This window comes from Bacillus sp. N1(2025) (assembly GCF_053470005.1).
Genome location: NZ_JBLTJB010000005.1, coordinates 158,394 through 181,193, shown reverse-complemented (window position 1 = coordinate 181,193; position 22,800 = coordinate 158,394). Strand labels below are relative to the sequence as shown.

Sequence of the window (22,800 nt, the reverse complement as noted above, 5' to 3'; positions counted from 1 at the left end):
GGTGAATCCCCCTCTTGTCGTATCTGTTTCTATTATACACCATTTGAACCTTAACGTAAACGTAAACTTTTTATGCCTGATAAACTTGGTTTGGACAAAACGTTTGTCTTTAAAGCGCCGGGAGACATCTGTGCAAGATAAAAAAAAGCCGGTATGACCCGCCATCTTCTCGGGGGCCGTACCGGCTTTTCTTAATTCTCAAGTTCTTCAATCATCAGTGACAATTCGGTCCAGCGCTCCATCGCCGCTTCAAGCTCTTCAGCCGTTTTTGCCTGTTCGGCCATCAGTTCTTGAATCTTTCCGAAATCACTTCCCGCTTCAGCGATTTCCGCTTCCAGACGCTGATGCTTTTCTTCAAGGCCGGCGATTTTGTCTTCGATGCCGTCCCATTCGATCTGATCCTTATATGAAAGCTTTTTGCGCTTTTTCTTCGGCTCTTCTTCCGCCTTTTTCTCTTCGGCCGGCTGTTTTACCGCCGTCTTCTTCGCTTTTGCGTGTTCCATGTATTCACTGTACGAACCTTGGAAACGGGAAATGACACCTTGTCCTTCAAATACGATCAGGCGGTCAATGACGCGGTCAAGGAAATAGCGGTCATGGGATACGGTGATGACGACGCCTGGGAACTGTTCGATATAATCTTCGAGCACGCTTAATGTTTCCGTGTCCAGATCATTGGTCGGCTCATCTAAAAACAGCACATTCGGTTCCTGCATCAGTACATTCAGCAAGTACAGACGGCGCTTTTCCCCGCCCGACAGCTTTCTGATATATGTCTGCTGCATCGGACGCGGGAACAGAAAACGCTCAAGCATTTGTTCCGCGGTGATGACATCGCCTTCCGCCGTTTTGACGATTTCAGCCGTCTCTTTTATATATTCAATGACTTTCATATCACCGTTCATTTCGCTGTGATCCTGGGTGTAGTAGCCGATCCGGACCGTCTGCCCGATGGTGATATTGCCGCTGTCAGGCTGAATTCTGCCGGCGAGGCTGTTTAAAAGTGTCGTTTTCCCGATTCCGTTCGGCCCGATGATGCCGATTCGTTCCCCCGGGATGACAAGCTCATTAAACTGGCTGATCAGCGCTTGGCCGTTATAGGTAATGGAGACGTTATCGGCTTCGATCACCTGTTTTCCGAGACGGTGGGAGCCAATCGCGAAATCGAGTGATCCGGAGACTGCCGGCCCTTTTTGCTCTTTGAGCGCCTCCGCTCTGTCCACTCTCGCTTTTTGTTTCGTCGAGCGCGCTTTCGCCCCTCTTCTGAGCCACGCCAATTCGCGGCGCAGGAGGTTTTGACGTTTTGTTTCTTTCTGCTCCGCCAGCGCTTCCCGTTCGGCCCGTTTTTCCAAGAATACTTCATAGTTTCCTTTATACGTATAAAGGCTGCCTCTCTCAAGCTCGTAAATTCTATTCGTCACCCTGTTCAGAAAATATCTGTCGTGCGTGACAAGCATAACGGCGCCCGGATATTGCGATAAGTAGCCTTCCAGCCATTCAATCGTTTCATTGTCCAAGTGGTTTGTCGGTTCATCCAAAATGAGCAGGTCAGCCGGCTGGATGACGTTTTTCGCAATCGCGACGCGCTTTCTCTGGCCGCCGGACAGCTCGCTGACATCCTTCATCAGATCGGTGACGCCAAGTTTGGTTAAAACCGTTTTGGCTAACGTATTCGCCTCCCACGCATCATTCTCGTCCATTCGGGCCTGCGCATCAAGCAGCTGTTTCTGGCGCTGGTCATTTTCCGGTTCTTCATTCAGCGCCTGAAGCGCTTTTTCGTACTCTCTCATCGTTCTCATGACGGCTGATCCGCCGGAATAAATATGCTCAAGTACGGTTTGTCCGGCCGGAAGCTCAGGGTCCTGATGCAAAAACTCAATATGCACGTTTCCTGAGGCCGTAATCTCGCCTTCCTCCGTTGATTCAAGGCCGGCAATGGTTTTCAGAAGCGTAGACTTCCCCGTTCCGTTCGGGCCGATTAAACCGATTCTTTCATTCTCTTCAATATGAAAGGAGATATGGTCGAATAATGTCTTATCTCCGTATGTTTTATAAAGGTTTTCCGCTTTTATGATGCTCATGGTCCCTATCAATCCTCACGTAAGTTCATGTGTTCATTTTAAATCAGGCGCTGGAATAAAACTAGTAAAAGGACAGACAAATTTCTTGGAAGAGATCATTTTGTCCGAAGAATGTTTCCGCCTCTCCTTTTATACACTGGAGGGGAAGAGGTGATGACATGATCAGCGTCAGTTTGTGCGTTATCGTGAAAAATGAAGAGGAAGTGCTTGCGGGCTGTCTTGATTCCGTCAAAGACATTGCGGATGAAATTGTGATTGCTGATACGGGCTCGACCGACCGGACGAAAGAAATCGCGGCCCGTTATACGGATAAGATTTATGATTTTGAATGGATCGATCACTTTGCGGCCGCCCGTAATTTTGTGTTTTCGAAAGCGGAAATGGATTATATTCTGTGGCTGGACGCCGACGATATACTGACGGAAAAGGACCGTGAAAAGCTGATTGAACTGAAGGCGTCGCTTTCAAAAGAGGTGGACGCGGTATCCATGTATTATCACGTCGGCTTTGATGCTCGGGGAGAGGTCAGCTTCAGATACCGCCGCAACCGACTCGTCAAGCGTGAAAAAGGGTTCCGCTGGATCGGAGCCGTGCATGAGTATCTTGAAGTATACGGAAACATCATAGAAACCGATATTGCCGTCACACACCGGAAATCCGAGAAAAAGCACTCGCCTCCCTCAGACCGCAACTTGAAGATTTATGAGAAAATGGCGGAAAACAGTGAAACGATGACACCGCGCGATTTGTTTTACTTCGCGAATGAATTAAAGGATCACGGCCAGTATCAGCGCGCCATCACGTATTATCACCATTTTCTTTCCACAAAACAGTGCTGGATCGAAGACGAGATCAGAACGTGCCAATATCTATCCGATTGCTACAGGGCGGTCGGCCATGAAGAGGCCGCCATGACATCTCTCTTAAAATCATTTCTGATCGATTGTCCGCGGCCGGAGTTCTGCTGCAGGCTCGGCGACTATTTTGCGGAGAAACGGCAATACCGGCAGGGCGTGTTTTGGTATGAGCTCGCCCTATCCGCCAAAAGCAGTGATGCAGGCTTTACCCAGCTCGAGTACTCCACCTGGTATCCCCATCTGCAGCTCTGCGTCTGCCACTGGCAGCTCGGCGACAGAGAAAAAGCGAAGATTCATAACGACAAAGCCGCCTCCTATCATCCGTCACATCCGAGTGTCCTGTATAATCAAAACGTGCTCGGCACATAACATCGAAAAAAAGAGCTGCCCCCGTGTGAAGGGCAGCTCCTTATTGATTACGCTGTCGGAATTCCTCCGCTTACACTGTAAATTTGGGATGTCACATAGCTCGATTCTTCTGAGGCCAAAAAGACATAAATCCCTGCTAGCTCCGCCGGCTGTCCGGCACGCTTTAATGGGACGGCCGGTGTTTCCTTGCCGAATTTCGGAATGTTTTCACCGGGCTGTCCTCCCGAAATCTGCAGCGGCGTCCAGATCGGCCCCGGCGCTACCGAGTTGACTCTGATTCCTTTATTCGCCAGCTGCTTTCCTAAGCCGACGGTAAAACCGATAATGGCATGTTTCGTCGCGGCATAATCCAACAGCATCGGGCTTGGATTATACCCTTCTACGGACGTTGTCGTAATAATAGACGCGCCTTCCGGCAGATACGGAAGCGCGGCTTTGACGAGCCAATACAGCGAGAATACGTTGACTTCAAATGTTTGATAGATTTGTTCTGTGGCAAGATCGCTGATATCATCCACTGCCTGCTGTTTGCCGGCGACAAGAGCGAGCGTGTCAAGACCGCCAAGCTCTTGATACGCTTTTTCCGCCAATTCTCCGCAAAACGCTTCATCGCTTAAATCTCCCGGCAGCAGAACGGCTTTTCTTCCCTCTTTTTCAATTAACGCTTTCACTTCTTCGGCATCCGGCTGTTCCTCAGGCAGATAGTTAATCGCCACATCCGCCCCTTCCCGGGCATAAGCAATCGCGGCGGCCCGGCCGATACCTGAATCGCCGCCGGTGACGAGGGCTTTTCTTCCCTTCAGCTTGCCGGCTCCTTTATAGCTTGTTTCACCGCAGTCCGGCACAGGCTTCATCTCTTTTTGCAAACCGGGCGGTTCTTGATATTGTTTTGGAAATTCATCATGATCATATTTCGTCAGCGGGTTGTGCAGATTTGCATCAGACATACAAGACTCTCCTTTATCATTGGTGATGTATTCGTATGTGTACCCCTTTAGCATGACGGATCAAACGTGTAAGTGCAGTTTTCGATTGATAAAGGGAAAACAAAAAAGGAGCCCGTAAGCTCCCTTTTTTTATGACTCTCCGAGTACGTTTTCAGCCATTTTCGCTAAATGCTGGGCGCTTCCCGAAATTTCCTGCATCGTGGCAGAAATTTGTTCAACCGCCGCCGCTTGGCCGTCCGTGTTCTGGTTGATGGATTCAATTGAGTCCTCCAGCCCTTTCAGCAGGCTGTGGATTTTTTTCGTAATTTGGTCAATTTGGCCGACATTGTCTTTTGAATGAGTGGCAAGCTTGCGGATCTCATCCGCCACCACGGAAAAGCCCTTGCCGGATTCTCCTGCTCTCGCGGCTTCAATGGCCGCATTCAAACCGAGCAGATTGCTTTGATCCGAGATGCCCTTGACAGTGACGGAAATGTCGGCGATTTCTCCCGCGCTTTCACTGACTTGTTTCGCCTGAGCGGAAATCCCGTTCATCTGTGCTGAGAAACCGCTGATGGATTCTGAGATATCCGCGATGGCCGAAGCGGTCTGTTCCACGACGGCGGACAGGCTTTCAGCGACATCATGAAGCTTGGCTGATTTTTCAAGGCTCGTGCCGAGACCGACGCCGCCGATGACTTTTCCGTTTTCATCGTGAAGCGGAATCGCTCTGGCGATCAGCGGAAATCCGAACAGCTCTTTCGGCACCATGCTTGTCTTCTTCTGATTCATGCGGATCGCGTCTGTAATGATGTCCCCTTTTTGCAGCGGGTCCCCCGGCTTTACGTTAAGAGAAAACGTTTTAGCCGGAATATTCACGATTAATTTTTCTGTATCATAAATTCCGATGGTGATGTCATCTTGGATCAGGCTGTTTAAAAAAGGCGCAACTTTGACAAAAGCGTCAAGCAGGCTGTGCGTTTGCTGCTCCGTCTGTATACTCATTTCTTTCACTCCTTCTTAATATGGGAATTGCCGTTTTTCATGCTGAACCGAAATCCATTTCAGCGTGGTGAATTCTTCAAGGCTCCATTCGCCGTTCAGCCTGCCGAGACCTGATTGCTTCTCGCCGCCGAACGCGACGTTCGGTTCATCATTAATGGTCGTATCGTTGACGTGAATCATGCCGGTTTCGATCCGCTTAGCAAACTCAACGCCGCGCTCAACGTTTGCTGTATGCACGGCTCCACTTAAACCGAACGGTGTCGCGTTTGCGATGCTTACCGCTTCATCCTCCGTTTCAAACGGCATGATGCAGACGGCCGGTCCGAACAGCTCCTCCTTCGCAATGCTCATCTCAGGTTTCACATCTTTTAAAATGACGGGCTCAGCGACCGTTCCGCTGAATCGGCCGGACAGCACCGGAACCGCTCCCTCTTCTATCGCTTTTTCGACAGACCGTCTCAGACCTTCCGCCTGTCTCTCATTGATTAAAGGACCGATAACCGTATCAGGGTCCATCGGATCGCCGACTTTCAGCGATGACACTTTCGCTTCGTAAAGCTCTGTAAATTTGTCATATACAGATGTGTGAACGAGCACGCGGTTCGCAGACATACAGATCTGGCCTTGATGCGTAAACCGGCTGAATACGGCCGCATTGACGGCGTATTCAAGATCAGCATCCTCAAGCACGATCAGCGCGCTGTTTCCGCCAAGCTCCAACAGCGGTTTTTTAAAGTGTTTGACCGCAAGCTGTCCGATATAGCTGCCCACTCCGGTTGAGCCTGTAAATGAGATAATCCGCGGCACGGGATGCTCAACAAAGCTGTCGCCGATCTCCCCGATATCCGTCACGATAACATTCAGCAGCCCGTCCGGTACGCCGGCCGCTTCAAAAATTTTCGCGATAAGCGTTCCGCCGCAGATCGGTGTTTCTTCATGAGGCTTCAGCACGACGCCGTTCCCCGCGCCGAGTGCCGGCGCAACAGATTTCATCGAAAGGAAAAACGGGAAATTAAACGGGCTGATCACCCCCACGACTCCGGCGGGTATCCTGTACAGCCTGTTTTCTTTTCCGTCAATCGTGGACGGGAGAATTTTTCCTTCCATCCGCACCGGAAATGTTGCGGCTTCTTTTATCATATTTTTGACAAGTCCGATTTCAAACTCAGCCTTCAGCCGTGTTCCGCCAAGCTCCTCCATGATTAAGTAAATAATCGCTTCTTCGTGCTCTTCGATGAAAGAAACGGCTTTTTCCAAAATGGCCCGCTTTTTAAAAGGGTTTACTTTGTCCCATTCTTGTTTCGCAAGAGCCGCGGCGCGATATGCCGCATCCACGTCATCAGACGTCGCTTTTTGGAATGAGGTGATGACTTTTTGAGTATAAGGATTTCTGTTTTCCAATACGTTCCGGCTGCTCCCATCCCTCCATCGGCCGCCGATAAACTGCTTATTTAGTTCTTCATATTGAAACATGTAAACATCTCCCTTTCACCGAAACTTGAAATTAGTTGATGAGTCATCTTTTGTATCGGTCTTAAGGTGAGAAAATTGAACTATTTCACAATAAAATTCCCGTTCCTTCCGTGCATCGACGCTTTTTAGCTTTGTCCTTTTAAAGTGGAAAATTCTTTAATTGACTGCGAGAAATTTCGACAATATAATACAAACGTCAGTGTATATAATGATGAGAATATTATGAATTTTCAGGAGGACCCATATGTCTTTACTATTTCGGAAAAAGCCGCTGGCCGACTTAAAGGCCCAGAGCAAACAGACCAGCCTGTCCCGCTCGTTAAGCGCTTTTGACTTGGTTTTGCTCGGAATCGGCTGTGTTGTCGGAACGGGGATTTTTGTGATTACCGGGACTGTGGCCGCGACAGGCGCAGGACCGGCTTTGATTCTGTCGTTTGTGCTCGCGGGTCTTGCCTGCGCGCTCGCCGCGTTTTGTTATGCGGAATTTTCTTCCTCCATTCCGATTTCAGGCAGCGTATATACGTATTCATATGTCACTCTCGGGGAGTGTCTCGCGTTTTTAATCGGATGGGACTTAATGCTTGAATATGTCATCGCGCTTGCCGCCGTCGCAACCGGCTGGTCATCCTATTTCCAATCGCTTCTTGCAGGCTTCGGGCTGCATCTTCCGGAGGCGCTGACCGCCGCACCCGGCAGCAAAACGGGTGCCGTGTTCAACCTGCCGGCCGTTATCATTATTTTGGTCATTACCGCGATTGTTTCAAGAGGCGTGAAAGAAAGCACCCGCTTTAACAATGTCATTGTATTGATGAAAATTGCGATCATTCTGCTATTTATCATTGTCGGTTTCGGCTACGTGAAACCGGAAAACTGGTCGCCGTTTATGCCGTTCGGAATGAAAGGCGTCATCACGAGCGCCGCGACCGTTTTCTTCGCGTATCTCGGATTTGATGCCGTGTCAAACGCGTCGGAAGAAGTGAAAAACCCGCAGAAATCAATGCCGGTCGGAATCATCGGCGCGCTCGCCATCTGCACCATCCTTTACATTACGGTATCGCTCGTCCTGACGGGAATGCTTTCGTACACCAAGCTGAATGTCGGAGATCCGGTATCTTTCGCGCTTCAATTTGTCGGCCAGAACAAGATAGCAGGCATTATTTCCGTCGGCGCGATTATCGGGATTACAACGGTCATGCTCGCTCTGCTTTACGCTCAGGTGCGCCTTACATTTGCGATGAGCAGAGACGGCCTTTTGCCACGCATGTTTTCCAAGGTTCACCCGCGTTTTAAAACACCGTTTCAAAACACATGGGTGACGGGGATCATTGCCGCCGGGATCGCGGGTTTTATTGATCTGGGAACCTTGGCGCATCTCGTCAACATGGGAACCTTGGCGGCCTTTACGGTCATTGCGATCGCCGTCATCGTTTTAAGAAAGAAACATCCGGAGATCAAATCTTCCTTCCGTGTTCCTTTCGTGCCTGTTGTGCCGATCATCAGCGCATGCTTATGCCTGTATCTCGCAAGCAGCCTGCCGGGCGTGACATGGATCGCCTTTGTCATCTGGATCGCCGCCGGGATCGTCGTTTATATGATGTATTCGAGAAAACACAGTTTGTTAAATAAATAAAAAGGGAGGCTCTTTTTTCTGTTTGAGAAAGAAGAGCCTTTTTTGCACTTGATAATTCATTCACCTTATGAATAATATGGTGTATGCTTCGTTTACATAAAAAGGAGGAGAATCACTTTGGCAATTGCCGCCCCGCTTAAAGAAAAACCTGTCCATCGTCCCGAAACAACCATGTATTCTATTTTGTTCATTATCGGGATCTGTCATCTGCTGAACGATTCACTGCAAGCGGTGATTCCGGCGATGTTTCCGATTTTGGAACGTTCCATGAATCTTACATTTACGCAGCTCGGAATGATCGCCTTTACGCTGAATATGGTGTCTTCCGTGATGCAGCCCGTCATCGGCTGGTATACGGATAAACGCCCGATGCCGTATGCTTTGCCGCTCGGACTCACCGCAAGCATGCTCGGCATTTTAGGTCTCGCGTTCGCCCCGTCTTTTCTGACGATTTTATGCTGTGTCTTTTTTATCGGCCTTGGCTCCGCCGTCTTTCATCCTGAGGGATCGCGTGTCGCCTACATGGCCGCCGGCGAAAAGCGCGGCTTGGCGCAATCGATTTACCAAGTCGGAGGGAATACCGGCCAGGCGATGGCGCCCTTGATTACCGCGCTGATTCTCGTTCCGCTCGGTCAATTCGGCTCTGTCTGGTTTACGCTTGTCGCCGCAATCGCTGTGCTGTTTCTCATTTATATCGCCAAATGGTATAAAGGCCGCCTTATTCATTTGCGCGCCGTAAGTAAAAAATCACCGGCCGCCGCTGTGCAGACCGTGATTACAAAACCGATTATTCTCGCCCTTATCATGATTATCTTCTTAATTTTCGCGCGCTCCTGGTATGTGAGCGCGATCGGCAACTTTTATACGTTCTATGCGATGAATGCCTATCATGTCAGCATTCAGCAGGCACAGAGCTACATCTTCGTCTTTTTATTTTTCGGAGCTGTCGGAACGTTTCTCGGCGGGCCGCTTGCAGACCGTTTCGGAAAGCGGAACGTCATCATCGTTTCGATGATAGCATCGGCTCCATTGACGATTTTTCTTCCGTTTGCGGGGCCTGTCATCGCCTATGGCGTACTGGCGCTGATTGGTGTTGTTCTGATGTCCAGCTTCTCCGTGACGGTTGTCTACGCGCAGGAGCTTGTTCCAGGCAAAATCGGAACGATGTCAGGGCTTACGGTCGGGCTCGCCTTCGGAATGGGCGCGATCGGAGCCGTTGCGCTCGGAGCTCTTATTGATTCAGCGGGATTGACGCCGACCATGACAGCCGTCGCCTTTCTGCCCGTTTTAGGTCTGCTCGCCTTTGTCCTGCCGAGCGACAAAACATTAAAAGAATGGCATTCATAAAAACAATCCCTGCCGAAAAGGCAGGGATTTTATGTTTCAACCGTATAAAAATGAGTGTCAGGAACCGCATATTTCGGAATAAACCCGTCTCTGAAATCGGGAAATGCTTTTTGAATTTCATCAATCCATTTTTTTACGTTTTTGATGTACGGCACGTAAATCATATTGACTGTCGCCTCGTCATCAATGTGATAGTACCAGCACAGATTGAATTCGTTCTCCGTGACGAGCGTAAAGCCTGAAAAATGATAAAAAATCAGCGGGGTGTCATTGACATACACAGCCCCGTCGCGCAGGCTGACGTCATATTGCTCAATATTCCACAGCGCCGCATTCGCGCCGATCGACTCCGTGACATGAACGTGTTCAAACTGCGCGGGCCACTTTTCAACATACCTTTGATCACCGTATGTCTTTTTTTCTTCATTCATCTCCACCGTACAATAGGAGATGCAATCCTGTCTCCACTGCCAGACCGCCCGATACGCTTCCCCGGTATTCCGCGCGCCGACAAACCCGGTGTTGTACTGCCCTGTCAGCTTGTAATAAGACGCAAACCGTTCTGAATTGCGGTGATCCGTCAGAAAAAGGGAAGCATCCGGCTTTTCCGCAAACAGCTCGCCCGCATCTGAGAAGAAAAAGAGATCGGTGTCCAAGTGGGCAAAATATTCGGCTTCATCATACTCTGTCATCACATGGAACAGAAAAGCCGGCTTTAGCGTCCAGCAATATTCATGAAACGTCCGGCCTCCCTTTGCTTCAAGCAGCTCCGGGTCCTCCATTTCATGGAGCTGAACCGCCGTGACATGTTCCCACGGCACCTGCTGAAGCAGTTCGTACGCTTTCTGATCGACACACAGCACATACAGATGAAAATCCCGGCAATGCTCATGGAGAGAATGAATCATCGGCATCAGTTTAAAGATATGCGTTCTGGAAACAATGGTTGAAAAATGATATTTACTCACCATATCACATCCAATTTATTTAAGATCCACATGCAGTAAATCAGCAGCCAGCGCTTTGAACGCCCTTGCAAAGTGCGTGACGCCCAGCTTTTTTTCCGCTTTTGCCAAAAGCTTTCCGACCTCCGGCAGATTGAAGCTGTTCGCCGTGATCCGCGGGCTTTTCGTCTTCCAGTCCGGGTCGAGGTTGCGGTCTTTAACCGCGTGCAGCAGTTCGAGAAAAATGTGCAGCAGGCTTTCATATTTCTCATAATCAAGCAGCACTTCGATGTCTGCCATCATGCTGTTGGTTAACTCCGCGTCAAACGGGCCGTTAAACGCGAGGTGCACGTCAAGCGAATGAATGTCATTGTACTTGTCGCACATGTACGCGATGTTCGCCCTGATGTCATCAACGGAAGCGCAGTTGCTCGGATGCTCCTGATGGACGCTCATGATATCGCGCCGCAGCTGAAATCTCATCCCCGACTGATGAAGCCTGATGCCGAGATCATAATCTTCAAAGCCGTATCTGACAATGCCTTCATCAAACAGGCCGAGATCTGCCACGTGCTGTCTCTTAACTGACGAATTGTTCGTAATGAAAAAACGCCACGGCAGACGGTAGCCGTTCAAATCATCTCCGTATTTTTCCAAAATGCTTTTCAGCACACGGATAAAGTCGGTATCTAAATCAAAGCATTGGTCGAGAAAACTTCCGTCTCTGATGTCACCTTCTTCAAGGAGCGGCTCTTTATCGCCCGGCAGCTCTTCATACAGTTCGGCGAGTTTTTCCTTATGCTCTTTTTCAAAACGGTCATAATAAAAGCTGTAAATCCGCTTCCAGAACATACCGCATACGACTAAATCGTCCCGGTTCTCATGAGCCTTGATATGCTTCGCCACCAAATCCTTTTCGGCAAGCATGTCGCTGTCATGGAAGATCAAAATATCGCCTCTGGCATTGCGGACCGCCTGATTCCGGCCGTAAGCGATCCCTCTGTTTTCTTTAATTCTCACAAAAATCAGCGGGAAATTCGCGCTGAATGATTCAAGCATGGATAAGGTTCCGTCTTCCGAACCGTTGTCAGCCACAATCACTTCGAACGGCTCTGTGCATTCCTGTTCATTCAGGGACAGCAGGCTGTTATAAAGCCTCTCCTTGGAATTATATGCGGGAACAATGACGCTTGCCTTCACTTTTCGTTCACTTCCTGTATATGATCATTTATTTGTTATCATCCTCAGATGCAAAGCCGCTGAACTCCGGGCAGACGGCGCTGACCGTCCCGATCACCCGCTTCAGAATGTCCTGGTAAAGCTGATGGACAAACGGCAGGTCGGTCCGGTCCGTCTCATGAATCTGCCGAATGTCGCCGGCTGTGACGATCCGGTATCCGCTGAAATGATAGAAAATCAGCGGACTTCCGTCTTCGAGCACAAGACGCCCGTCCTTCCATGAAAACGTGTGGCGGCCGTAATTCCAATGGCCGATATTCACGCCGGGCGTGGTGATGTCACACACGTTCGGGAACAGGCCGGACATGTAATCCAAGTAGCCTTGATCTCCGAATTTTCCTTCGCCCGGCGCATTTTTACATTCCTCAAGGCAGCGTTCTTTCCACCATCTGAGACAATCTGTGCCGGCACTGTCGGTTTTGAAGCTGAGAAAACCGGAATTATACCGGCCTAAAAGACGCTGCAGCATGTCGATTTCCTGTTTTTCAAATGAGGGAATGACGATATCGCCCCGTGACAGAAGCACCGAACAATCCGGCTGATTGTCAAAAATCGCGCGCGGATCAGCGAAGAAAAACAAATCGGCATCAATGTACGTGACACGCTCTAATTCCGGATGTCCGTCCAGCACGAATTCGAGAAATACCGGCTTCACCGTCCAGCAGTATTCGCTCTGATCCCTCGTCCGCTTCAGTTCAAGGAGCTCCTCATTTTCCAGTGCGGACACCTGAATCAAGGTGACATTATCCGGCCGCATAGCCTGAAGCACGTCATAGGTGTCTTGATCCATACACAAAGTAAAAATGGGGGCGTCCGCCTGAACCGCTTTCAATGAGCCGAACAAAGCGATGGCCTGATACAGCCTTCCTTTTGATAAAACTGTGCAATATGCGCTTGTCACGTCTTTCTCTCACCTCTGTTTCTGTTACTTTTGAAAAAAGGCTTTATACCATTCGATCGTTTTTTCCAATCCTTCATCAATGGTATGCGCGGGCGTCCAATTCAGAAGCTTCCTCGCCTTTTCCGCCGATAAATATTGGTGCTTGATTTCATGGCTTCCCTGGTTGAGCACTTTCGGCTTGAGGTCACTGTCCATGGCCTTAAGAATTTTTTCTACAAGCTCCAGCACCGTCAGCTGAATCTCATTGCTGAAGTTGAACGCTTCTCCCGCAAGATTGAGCTCCTCCATCTTTTCCGCCAGCAAAAGGTATGCCTCGACCGCATCCTCGATGTAAAAATAATCACGGATAAATGTGCCGTCGCTGCGGATTTCCGGCGCTTCACCGTTCAGCACGAGCTGAATCGTCTGCGGAATAATCCGGTTGAAGTTCAAATCTCCGCCGCCGTACAAGTTGCCGCAGCGCGTAATACAGACCGGAAGTCCGTACGTATTAAAATATGTGTGGCTTAACAAATCGGCACAGCTTTTTGATACGTCATACGGATGTTTGCCTTGAAGAGGCATGTTTTCATCGTACGGCAGTGTCGGCTGGTCGCCGTACGCTTTATCACTGGACGCGACGATCACCCGCTTGATGAGCGGATGCCTGCGGCACGCTTCAAGGATGTTCCATGTGCCGAGAATATTGGCTTCAAATGTGGAAATCGGATTGCGGTTTGCGACGCCGACGATCGCCTGAGCGGCTAAATGAAAGACCGTGTCAATTTCATATTCGCCCAGCGCCCGCTCAATCACATCCAGATCCTCAAGCGCACCCTGCACGATATTCATTTGCTTCACTTGTTCTCCCTGATACAGGTTCGACTTGGGCACAGTGTCACGGACAAGTCCCGTCACATTGGCCCCCTGATCGATCAGTTCCTTCACCAAGCAGCTTCCTAAAAGACCTGTACATCCCGTCACAAACACATTTTTATTTTTCCAGAAACTCAAACTTGATCACCATACCTTCCATACATGTTGTCCCCGGTCCCACATCTTGTTGATTTCCAGCAGGTTTTTATACGTATCGATCGCCGTCCAGAAACCGTAATGCCGGTATACCGCCAATTCGCCGTCCTTCGCCAGCTCCTTCAGCGGTTCTTCTTCAAACATGACGTCCCTGTCTTTCGGCAGATAATCAAATACCTTCGGGCTGAGCACGAAAAATCCGCCGTTGATGATGCCTTCACTTGAGGTTTTTTCAGAAAAGCTTTTCGCCATACCGTCTTCAACCGTCAGCGTTCCGAATTGCGAGGTCTTTTCTATACCGGTGACGGTTGCCGCAGCCCCTTTTGATTGATGATAGCTGATCAGATGAAACAGGTTGATGTTGGCCAGTCCGTCCCCGTACGTCATAAGAAAGGTTTCATCACCGATGATGTCCTTCGCCTGTAAAAGCCGCCCCGCTGTCTGCGTGTGTTCCCCCGTGTCTAAAAAAGTGATTTTCCACGGCTCGGATTTTCCCAATATCCGCACTTCTCCGGTAGAGCTGTCCAGCGTCATGCTGTGATTCTTCCAGTCATAATCTAAGAAATATTCCTTAATCATCTCTCCTTTGAAACCAAGAAGCAGGATAAATTCGTTCACGCCATAGTATTGATAGAGTTTCATAATATGCCATAGAATCGGTTTGCCGCCTATCATGGCGAGCGGTTTGGGACGTTCATTGGTGATTTCGCTCATTCTCGTTCCTTTTCCGCCGCAGAGAATGACTGCTTTCATCTCTACCCCTCTTCTCTGTGAATATTGGATTCGAAACCGCCCGTATAAGAGAAACCAACCCGATAATTTGTCCGATTCTCTATCACCGGTTTCAAAATCTACTGTAAGATATGAGAGATTGGCGCCCTTTGTGACCAAAAGCTCTCTCTTTTTTCAGATTGGTGAAGATACACACAAAAAAAGAGCCTTACGGAAATTCCGTAAGGCTCTTTCTATTATTTATTATCCTGATTCAGCTTTTCTTTGCCGTAATGATATTTAGACGGATCAACCGGCGTAAAGTCGCTCAATTTGTGGAATCTGAGCAGGTCTTTGTACATCACGCTGTCAGACAGCTTCAGCTGCTCTGTGACTCTGGCTTTCAGGTTTTTCGTTTCCTGATTGCCTTTCAGTTCTTTTCCTGTCTTCGTATCGTATACGACATTGGAGATGGAAGTATATTTCGGCGTGACGTAATCTCCGTTACGGAACGCCACCGTATCATCATGGTCTTTCGAGAAGAGATCGGTGCCGAAATTAATATATTTCCTAGAATCGATGCCTTCCAAGTGAAGGATCGTCGGCACAACGTCCATTTCACCGCCGTACGTATGGTTCACCCCGCCTTTTTTGCCGGGGATGCGAATCATAAGCGGCACACGCTGATTCTGCGCGTTTTGATAAGGCGTAATTTCTTTGCCGAGAATTTCTTTCATCGCGCGGTTATGGTTTTCAGAGATTCCGTAGTGGTCTCCGTAAAGCATAATCACCGAGTTGTCATATAAACCGGATGACTTCAGATCTTTAAAGAACTGTTCAAGCGCCTCGTCGAGATAACGCGCCGTCTGGAAATAGTCATCCACAGTCGCGTCGCCCGTTTTCGCTTTTTCGATCGTTGCGTCTTTTTCATCAAGCGTAAACGGATAATGGTTCGTCAGCGTGAGCAAATGCGCATAGAACGGCTGTTTCAGCGATTGAAGCTTCGGAATGGATTCTTTGAAGAATGGTTTATCCTTCAGCCCCAAATTGACAAGGTTGTCATCAGACATATCGTATGTGCTGGCGTCAAAGAATTTATCGTAGCCGATATGTTTGTATATCTGGTCACGGTTCCAGAATGATTTGTAGTCACCGTGTAAAACGGCGCTTGTATAGCCCTCACTTTGGTTAAGGATGGCAGGAAGCGATTGATACGTGTTTTCCCCTTTTGTCACGAAGGCTGACCCTTCAGGCAGTCCGAACAGGCTGTTATCCATCATCAGCTCGGCGTCAGATGTTTTACCTTGGCCCGTTTGGTGGAAAAAGTTATCAAAGTACGTCATGTCCTCTCCGCCGCGGGCGAGTTTATTCAGGAACGGCGTGACTTCTTTTCCGTCAAGTTTGTAGTTGATCAAAAACGTTTGGAAACTTTCCAAGTGAATCTTAATAATGTTTTTGCCTTTGGCCTTGCCGAAATACTCGGCGTTCGGCTTCGCATAATGCGAGGATGTGTAGTTTTCAACGCTCGTCAGGTCATCGCTGCTGGCATATGCCCGCTGTGATTCCGTCTGCGCCGTCTGCACGCCGTCATAAATCGTGTAATTATAAAGGCCTAAGTATTTTACAATGTAATTGCGGTCAAACGTTCTTGTCAGCAGCTCCGGGCGGTCCTCTTCGGCAATCGCCAGGTTCACGAAGAACAAAACAATACCCGTCACGATAATTAATGACGTATACCGTTTTTTCAGCTTGAATTCCTTCAGCTCACGTCTCCACACCAGAAGCGCGATTAAAATAATAATATCAACAAAGTATAAAATATCATGGCCGGACATAATGCTGAAGATGCCGTCTCCCATATTTCCGACATTACCGGACTGCTTTAAGTTAGGGAATGTCAAGAAATCATCGAAGAATCGATAGAATAGGATATTTGCATACAAAATAAACGTCATGATGAAATCAATAATCACCATGATAATCGCTGATTTGCGGCCTTTCGCAAACAATGCCAGTCCTAAAAAGAAAATGGCGCTTGAGAACGGATTGATCACAAGCAGAAACTGCTGCGTCGGACCCTTCACCCCAAGGTTGAATTCAGCATGATAGGCTAAATACGTTTTGGCCCAAAACAAAATAATAGCCAGTACAAAAAAACTAAGTCTGTAAGAAAATAATTTCTTCATGGCAACCTCTACTTTCCTAAACACTTTAAATCTGTATTCTTACTTTTTGCTTCAATTCCTGCTTTCCGAGCAAAACGAAAGCATCACACAGCCCCATAAACACACCATTTTAAAAAACGATATATTTATCATTCGTGTCATGCCCATTGAACATCTTATCCCGCCAGCCATTAGACGCAGGATATCCGTTCTTCGTTTCACATTTTTTTCTGGCATTAAAAGGTACCGTATCAGACCCGGTCTGAAAAATAGGAGATACCAAATATAAGAATAACACAAACTTCTAAAAACGAAAAATGAATATCAAAGACAGCCGCCCAACAGGCGGGCTGAAGTTATTGTATGCAAAGGGGTTGAAAAACTTGAAGGTTTTTTTGGCTGATGTAAAAAAAGGACTGGAGTCATCCAGTCCTTCTCATCAAATCGGTCAAATCCCCGCCCAAACATCTTTTGCGTAAATGCCTTTTGTCTGGAGGTCCAAAAGCCATTCTTGCGCTTGCCGTTCGTCTGTTTCGTGGACCGACTGATACGCTTTTTGCAGCGTTGCCTCTACATCGGGCGCCATTTTGCTGCCGTCGCCGCATACGTAGAGGTGCCCTCCCCGGCCGAGGATGGAAATTAAAGCGCCGGCGTCTTTCGCCATTAAGTGCTGCACATACGTTTTCGGTACGCCTTCTTTGCGGGAGAAAGCCGTATGAAGCGTCACGATTCCGTCTTTTTCATAAGCTTCAAGCTCGTCACGGTAAATAAAATCATGATCGTTTCTGCATCCGAAATACAAATGAGCCTCCCCCAGCTCTTTTCCTTCTTTTTTTAACGCCGCCCGGGCCTGCAGAAATCCGCGGAACGGGGCGACTCCTGTGCCGGGACCGACCATAATAATCGGTTTTTCCGGATCTTCCGGCAGCCGGAATCGTGTTTCCGGAGTGCGGACAAACATCACGATACCATCCTCAGGGCCGCGATCCGCTAAATAATTCGAAGCGACTCCGCGATACTCACCCAAACCGCTCCGAGCGGGACCGCGAACGACGCCGACGGTAATTGAGGCCTGCCCGGGATGTTCCCGAGGCGAACTTGAAATCGAATAATACCGCGGCTTCAACGGGCGCAAAAGCTCCAGAAATCGCTCAAACGGAAGTTCACACGCTTCATATTTTTCAAGGAGATCGAGCATCGAGACGCGCAATGTTAAGATTTGCTCCTGATAGACGCCCTCCTCAAGAAAATCTTCCAATTCCCGTTTGTGCGGCGGGCAGACCGTATAAGCGGCCATTTCCCGGATTTGAGCCCTTGATGCCGCTTCCTGCAATTCGACACAGCTGCTCAGAAGATCATGCAGCCTGACCGGCCGATCGAGCGGGAGATGAGCCGCGCTCTGTCCGCTGGCCGTCAGCAGCACTTGATCATTCCCATTCAGATTGAACCGGCGGAGAACACGGCTGACCTGCTCTTTGCTGTTTACCGGCAGCACGCCGAGATGATCCCCTTCATGATAGGCAGCCTCTTTCGGCAGAGTGATTTCGATATGCCTTGTGCTCCGGCCGCTTTCCGGCGCCTGAAGTTCCCTGTTTTCCGCAACGGATGCGTAAACCGCTTCATACGTCTTTGCCAAAGGGGACCCGCCAAGCCCGCTGACAAATTGAAGGCCCAGCGAACTTCGCTCTTTTTCGGCATTTTCATTCAGCTTGAGACCGAATGCCTTCATGGCGTCCGTCCACATGCTTTTTTTCCATTCATCAAGCTTTCCTTCAAAATCGCCGCTGACGTCCCCTTCGCCTCGGGAGGAAAAGCGTTCCGCCCCTTTTTCGGCAAGCTTCTCATCAATAAGCCTCGGTACAGCCTGATATGTCGCCGCCCAGTTATGATCACCGCATCCGAAGACGGCATATCGGACGCCTTCCAGTTCCCCGGGTTTGACTTCTTCAAGCCATTGAACGAATTGTCCCGCGTTGCTCGGAGGCTTTCCGTTATAAGAAGACGTAATGATCAAGAGAGCTCCTTCTTTCGGCAGTTTTCCGATCCGGTTATTTAAAGGCGCCGTTTCAGTCCGGACGCCGTGCATCCCGGCAGTATCAGCAAGCTCCCGCGCCACGCCTTCTGCGGTTCCCGTATCTGAGCCGTACAAAATCAGAAGCGGTCGGTTATCAAGCCCGATAATGGATGCGCCTTTTGTTTCCCGTTTTTCTTTTTCGACATCTCCCGCCGCTTTTTCAGCCGCCGGGAGGGCTGCCGCAACGGCTCCTTTGTTTCTCGGCCGCACCCGGATATGAAAGTCGCCGGGCTTGATCGTTAGCGTCTGTTTAATATCGAGCTCATAATCGGTGTGATCGATAAAGGTAAAATGCTGCAGAATCATCCCCAGAACAAGGGTTGCTTCATGCAGGGCGAACTGCATACCGATACACGCCCTCTGACCGTTTCCGAACGGCTTATACGCATGTTGAGGCACTTGATCAGGATGTTCAAACCGCTCCGGATAAAATTCCTCCGCATTGTCTCCCCACGCGTCTTTATCACGGTGAAGCTGGGGAATTAAGACGGAAATTCTGTCTTTCGGCGTGATCGGATATTTCCCGCCGATCACCGTATCCTCTTTCGCATAAAGGCTGAACGCAGGCGCGGTCGGCCATAAGCGCAATGACTCCTGCAAAATCATTCGGATATAAGTAAGATCCAGCACTTGTTTATATGAAGGAACGGGATCGGTCAATACCCGATCGGCTTCCTCATAGGCTTTATCCAAAACACGGGGATGTTTCAGCAGAAAATAAATGGCAAAGGAAAGCAGGCCGCTGGTCGTTTCGTGGCCGGCAATTAAAAACGTGATGATTTGAAACCGGATATTTTTATCATCAAGTTTTTCGCCCGTTTCCGGGTCTTCCACATTCAGCATTCTGGCCAGCAGATCCTTTTCATCCCGGCCGCCTGACCGGCGCTCTGCGATAATACTGTCTACTAACGAAAACATCGCCTGAATGTCATGATGAAATTGGCGCTTCGTCCTGATCATAAGCTTATCCTGAACATCAAGGCGCTGCATTTGGTGCATCGCTTCATCAAGGGCGCGCACCATGCTGTTGATAAACGGATGAGGCGTTTCCCTGTAATAGCTGTTAAACCGATAGTTAAAGCCGCAAAGCCCGATCGTATCGAGCGTCAGGCGGGTCATATCAGCAGGCACATCAACGGCCTCATCCGGATTCAGCCTAGCCCATTTTTGAATCAGCTGCACCGCGATATCAGTCATCATCGAATGATAATCTTTCATCGCGCGCTGGCTGAAGGTCGGCATCAGAATATTATGCGCCTTTCGCCAGTTAGGCTCCTGCGTCCAGCTTGTAAACAGCCCGTCTCCGGAAAACGCCCGGACTTTCTCTAAAGCCCCTTCAATGCTTTTATCGAACCGCTCTTCATCACAAACCTCTTTCACCAGTTCATGGCCGGACACGACGATAATGGCGCCCGCCGGCGTATGCAGCTGAAAAATAGGCCCCTGCTCGTTTGCCAGTTTGATAAGCGACATTGTAGGCTTGTCTTTATCAAGCAAAGGAAGATTGCCGAGCGGGCCGAATGTCTTCGGCTGCGGAATCGGACCTGTTTCCTTCATGAATAACACCCTTTCTAACACGTTGATGCGTTCCTTCCAACTACATTGCCCTTTTCACCGGCCGATTATCCGCCGTCACGGATCAATCATCGGATTGACGATCGATAACGGTTTTTTCTATACTGGAGAGGCTTGTTAAATACAGAAATAAGGTGAGTTCACATATGGATTTTGAAATCAAGTTTTTATCGTTTTATGTCATTCAAGTGGAAGGAAAAGACGAACAGGCAAACAAACAGTTCAAACATTTCCAGACCCTTGACACGGAAGAATTTGAAGAAAGCGAGCTGAAGGATTTTCTTGACGGGGAATTGAAGAAAATCGTCAAACGGAAAGCCGAACGGCATCCGCAATCCGAGCAGGTCCCCACAAAAATCGGCCATTTTATCACGGAGCCGGGCCATGAGCTTGATTCAAATCCGAATTACAACCTTTTCAACCGCGCCAGACTTGCGGATACGAAGGAAGCATTTATCGAAGCAAGCGAGCAGTTCGTCCGCACTTACCTTGACACGAGCGCCGTGCGCGGCGGTGTTTTTATCGTGGCATCGGCCGTTCCGCGCAAGTATTTTGAAGACAAATTCGTCTTTATGATGAAATGCGATTTCGAGCCGAAGGTCGCCCGCATCTCAGACGCCTCGTCTCTCATTAAAAAGGTCGAAATGGCCATCACGACAAAAAACATGAAAAGCATTCAATATCCGTATATGCCGGAAGAAGGCATGACGGAAGAGCATGAGCTGAAAATCCACCAGGCCTCGCACGCCCGTTATTTCGAAGATTTTCTCAAATTTGTCGAATACGGCGAATCGATGCCGGAAATCATGAAAAGCCAAGTCATGAACATGGTGCAGGAGCACGTGTATGAAACTTTTGAAGAAAACAGCGAAGAGCTTCAGCAGTTTGAGCACGACATTGAAATTTGGGAAGCGAGTGAAAAGCGGGAAATTCAGGAGCGCCTCGACACCCATCAAGTCATCGAGGCATCCGCGCAGATCATTGAACACACGCCGGAAGCCGAGCTGAAAATGAAAGTCGGAGAAACAGAGATTAAAGGATTACTGGCTGATTTCGGCGAATCCATCCATCTCGCAAAAGTGAACGGGCGCTATGTCGCGCTCATTGAGGCGGAGACGATCTCGTTTGAAAAAGGCAGTTCGCCGGTGGAGTTTCACAAGCCTGAGGGGCTGCATGAGGTGATTGAGCGGATACGGAATAAATCTGAACAAGACTGACAAAAGTCCAGACGCCATGTTCTGGACTTTCTTTATTTAATAAGGCTCTTTGAGCAATCGATAGCATTCACTGATGATGTCTTGGACGCCGGGCGTTCTCTTTATCTCGCGGCGGACGATTTCAGATGAGAGATTCTGCACCTGTAATGCCCGCTCCGCCCGTCTTTCGAAGTATGCTTGACATGCAGTTTCATGGTTTTCGTGTTTTTGCAGTTCTTCACTAAGCACAATCGCGTCTTCAATCGCCATCGCCGCTCCCTGCGCCAATGTCGGCGCTCCTGCATGGACGGCATCCCCGCCCAGAACGACGCGGCCTCTGTGCCACGGTTCTTTAACCGCCATCTGCTCAATCTTATGAAACAAAACGGGATATTCCTTTGACATATTCTCTGTCACAAACTTCACTCCCGGAAATCCGTGCAGCAAGTCTTTCACCCGTTCAAAACGCGTGTCCTCGTCATCCCTGAAGTCAGCGTCATACGGCCGGATGATAAATACGTATCCTGTTTTTTCAGAGAGCGGCACGACCCCGACCTGCGTCTGCCCCTTTTTATACATCAGTGTTGAATCATGAAAAACCGGCTCGGGAAAAGAAATGTAAAATCTGTGCGCTCCCATGCCGAGATACTCTGTTTTCACTTCTCTTTGCAGCATTTGATTGCGGACAGCGGAGCGGATGCCATCAAAGCCGGCGAGGATGTCAGCCGTCATCGCGGTTCCGTCTGCACAATGCACCGTTATTTCATCTGCTGTTTCTTCGTAAGACACGACTTTTTTACCGAGCAGAATCGTGACCCCCGCCGCTTCAGCATGCTTTTTGAGGATATCGTTTAACGTTTGCCGCAATATATTATTCCGCCCCGGCAATGAATCATCTAAAAACGCCTCACTCACTTTAAACTGCAGCGTTCCGTTTTCATCATGCTGCTTCAGCCATTCCGTTTGAAAGCCGTGTTGGCAGCATTCATCATACACACCGATTTCCCGCAGCACCCGCAGCGCATTTTGAGGCTGGAGAATGCCCGCTCCGCTTTTTCGCATGCCGGACGCCGCCTCGCAAAGGGTCACTTCAAAACCCGCTCTGCCGAGAGAAATCGCTGCGGACAGGCCGCCGATCCCTCCGCCCGCTATGATGATCTTTTTCACTTCATGGTTCATCCCGATACCGCCTTCTCTATTTATTTATCACTCATTAACTATTAGCCACCTTACTATATAGGCTGAAAAACTGTCAATCTTTATAGGTTGCCTTTTGAATCCGGCAAGCTTATACTT

General features: G+C 49.1%; 16 protein-coding genes. 4 read left to right on the top strand and 12 right to left on the bottom strand.

Going from position 1 to position 22,800, the window contains the following annotated elements; all coding sequences use genetic code 11:
* Positions 1 to 191: 191 nt before the first annotated feature.
* Positions 192 to 2,081: an ABC-F family ATP-binding cassette domain-containing protein gene (locus ACNFN4_RS13675; protein ID WP_104678924.1), complete on the bottom strand. Its 1,890-nt coding sequence runs from the start codon at positions 2,079 to 2,081 to the stop codon at positions 192 to 194.
* Positions 2,082 to 2,239: 158 nt separating this feature from the next.
* On the opposite strand from ACNFN4_RS13675, the gene ACNFN4_RS13670 reads away from it, so the two are divergent.
* Positions 2,240 to 3,307: a glycosyltransferase gene (locus ACNFN4_RS13670; RefSeq protein WP_007609987.1), complete on the top strand. Its 1,068-nt coding sequence runs from the start codon at positions 2,240 to 2,242 to the stop codon at positions 3,305 to 3,307.
* 47 nt (positions 3,308 to 3,354) lie between these two features.
* Here the strand turns inward: ACNFN4_RS13670 and ACNFN4_RS13665 are convergent, their stop codons facing one another.
* The 3 genes from ACNFN4_RS13665 to ACNFN4_RS13655 form a co-directional block, all read right to left on the bottom strand.
* On the bottom strand, positions 3,355 to 4,254 hold the full coding sequence (locus ACNFN4_RS13665; protein ID WP_007408956.1) for an SDR family oxidoreductase: 900 nt from the start codon (positions 4,252 to 4,254) through the stop codon (positions 3,355 to 3,357).
* A gap of 129 nt (positions 4,255 to 4,383) precedes the next feature.
* Complete coding sequence (locus ACNFN4_RS13660; RefSeq protein WP_370530951.1) at positions 4,384 to 4,788, bottom strand: methyl-accepting chemotaxis protein; 405 nt, start codon at positions 4,786 to 4,788, stop codon at positions 4,384 to 4,386.
* Positions 4,789 to 5,253: 465 nt separating this feature from the next.
* On the bottom strand, positions 5,254 to 6,711 hold the full coding sequence (locus tag ACNFN4_RS13655; protein ID WP_007408954.1) for an aldehyde dehydrogenase family protein: 1,458 nt from the start codon (positions 6,709 to 6,711) through the stop codon (positions 5,254 to 5,256).
* A gap of 244 nt (positions 6,712 to 6,955) precedes the next feature.
* On the opposite strand from ACNFN4_RS13655, the gene ACNFN4_RS13650 reads away from it, so the two are divergent.
* Both ACNFN4_RS13650 and ACNFN4_RS13645 read left to right on the top strand, forming a co-directional pair.
* Positions 6,956 to 8,341 (top strand): amino acid permease, encoded by a 1,386-nt coding sequence (locus ACNFN4_RS13650; protein WP_014417155.1) that lies wholly within the window; start codon positions 6,956 to 6,958, stop codon positions 8,339 to 8,341.
* A 117-nt stretch (positions 8,342 to 8,458) separates the two neighbouring features.
* Entirely contained in the window at positions 8,459 to 9,688 is a 1,230-nt protein-coding gene (locus tag ACNFN4_RS13645; protein WP_014417154.1) for an MFS transporter, read from the top strand.
* Positions 9,689 to 9,717: 29 nt separating this feature from the next.
* On the opposite strand, the gene ACNFN4_RS13640 is transcribed toward ACNFN4_RS13645, so the two are convergent.
* The 7 genes from ACNFN4_RS13640 to ACNFN4_RS13610 form a co-directional block, all read right to left on the bottom strand.
* Positions 9,718 to 10,656, bottom strand: a complete 939-nt coding sequence (locus ACNFN4_RS13640) for a putative nucleotide-diphospho-sugar transferase (protein WP_014417153.1) — start codon at positions 10,654 to 10,656, stop codon at positions 9,718 to 9,720.
* Between the two features lie 15 nt (positions 10,657 to 10,671).
* Positions 10,672 to 11,832: a glycosyltransferase family 2 protein gene (locus ACNFN4_RS13635; protein ID WP_014417152.1), complete on the bottom strand. Its 1,161-nt coding sequence runs from the start codon at positions 11,830 to 11,832 to the stop codon at positions 10,672 to 10,674.
* Positions 11,833 to 11,860: 28 nt separating this feature from the next.
* Complete coding sequence (locus tag ACNFN4_RS13630; protein ID WP_014417151.1) at positions 11,861 to 12,772, bottom strand: putative nucleotide-diphospho-sugar transferase; 912 nt, start codon at positions 12,770 to 12,772, stop codon at positions 11,861 to 11,863.
* Between the two features lie 24 nt (positions 12,773 to 12,796).
* Positions 12,797 to 13,765: a GDP-mannose 4,6-dehydratase gene (locus ACNFN4_RS13625; RefSeq protein WP_012117042.1), complete on the bottom strand. Its 969-nt coding sequence runs from the start codon at positions 13,763 to 13,765 to the stop codon at positions 12,797 to 12,799.
* Between the two features lie 6 nt (positions 13,766 to 13,771).
* On the bottom strand, positions 13,772 to 14,536 hold the full coding sequence (gene rfbF / locus ACNFN4_RS13620; protein ID WP_014417150.1) for a glucose-1-phosphate cytidylyltransferase: 765 nt from the start codon (positions 14,534 to 14,536) through the stop codon (positions 13,772 to 13,774).
* 215 nt (positions 14,537 to 14,751) lie between these two features.
* The gene (locus ACNFN4_RS13615; protein WP_014417149.1) at positions 14,752 to 16,680 is read right to left on the bottom strand and encodes an LTA synthase family protein; all 1,929 of its coding nucleotides are present in this window, start codon (positions 16,678 to 16,680) and stop codon (positions 14,752 to 14,754) included.
* Between the two features lie 427 nt (positions 16,681 to 17,107).
* The gene (locus tag ACNFN4_RS13610) at positions 17,108 to 20,290 is read right to left on the bottom strand and encodes a bifunctional cytochrome P450/NADPH--P450 reductase (RefSeq protein WP_448200254.1); all 3,183 of its coding nucleotides are present in this window, start codon (positions 20,288 to 20,290) and stop codon (positions 17,108 to 17,110) included.
* A 164-nt stretch (positions 20,291 to 20,454) separates the two neighbouring features.
* On the opposite strand from ACNFN4_RS13610, the gene ACNFN4_RS13605 reads away from it, so the two are divergent.
* Positions 20,455 to 21,525, top strand: coding sequence for a DUF3900 domain-containing protein (locus ACNFN4_RS13605; protein ID WP_007609950.1), 1,071 nt, complete (start codon positions 20,455 to 20,457; stop codon positions 21,523 to 21,525).
* 36 nt (positions 21,526 to 21,561) lie between these two features.
* Here ACNFN4_RS13605 and ACNFN4_RS13600 read toward each other — a convergent pair whose 3' ends face one another.
* The gene (locus ACNFN4_RS13600; protein ID WP_448200253.1) at positions 21,562 to 22,683 is read right to left on the bottom strand and encodes an FAD-dependent oxidoreductase; all 1,122 of its coding nucleotides are present in this window, start codon (positions 22,681 to 22,683) and stop codon (positions 21,562 to 21,564) included.
* Between the last annotated feature and the right edge of the window lie 117 nt (positions 22,684 to 22,800).

Excerpts from the sequence above, each read along its gene's own strand:
- ACNFN4_RS13675 (WP_104678924.1), bottom strand. The coding sequence starts at position 2,081 with ATGAGCATCATAAAAGCGGAAAACCTTTATAAAACATACGGAGATAAG.
- ACNFN4_RS13670 (WP_007609987.1), top strand. The coding sequence starts at position 2,240 with ATGATCAGCGTCAGTTTGTGCGTTATCGTGAAAAATGAAGAGGAAGTG.
- ACNFN4_RS13665 (WP_007408956.1), bottom strand. The coding sequence starts at position 4,254 with ATGTCTGATGCAAATCTGCACAACCCGCTGACGAAATATGATCATGAT.
- ACNFN4_RS13660 (WP_370530951.1), bottom strand. The coding sequence starts at position 4,788 with ATGAACGGGATTTCCGCTCAGGCGAAACAAGTCAGTGAAAGCGCGGGA.
- ACNFN4_RS13655 (WP_007408954.1), bottom strand. The coding sequence starts at position 6,711 with ATGTTTCAATATGAAGAACTAAATAAGCAGTTTATCGGCGGCCGATGG.
- ACNFN4_RS13650 (WP_014417155.1), top strand. The coding sequence starts at position 6,956 with ATGTCTTTACTATTTCGGAAAAAGCCGCTGGCCGACTTAAAGGCCCAG.
- rfbF (WP_014417150.1), bottom strand. The coding sequence starts at position 14,536 with ATGAAAGCAGTCATTCTCTGCGGCGGAAAAGGAACGAGAATGAGCGAA.
- ACNFN4_RS13615 (WP_014417149.1), bottom strand. The coding sequence starts at position 16,680 with ATGAAGAAATTATTTTCTTACAGACTTAGTTTTTTTGTACTGGCTATT.
- ACNFN4_RS13610 (WP_448200254.1), bottom strand. The coding sequence starts at position 20,290 with ATGAAGGAAACAGGTCCGATTCCGCAGCCGAAGACATTCGGCCCGCTC.
- ACNFN4_RS13605 (WP_007609950.1), top strand. The coding sequence starts at position 20,455 with ATGGATTTTGAAATCAAGTTTTTATCGTTTTATGTCATTCAAGTGGAA.
- ACNFN4_RS13600 (WP_448200253.1), bottom strand. The coding sequence starts at position 22,683 with ATGAACCATGAAGTGAAAAAGATCATCATAGCGGGCGGAGGGATCGGC.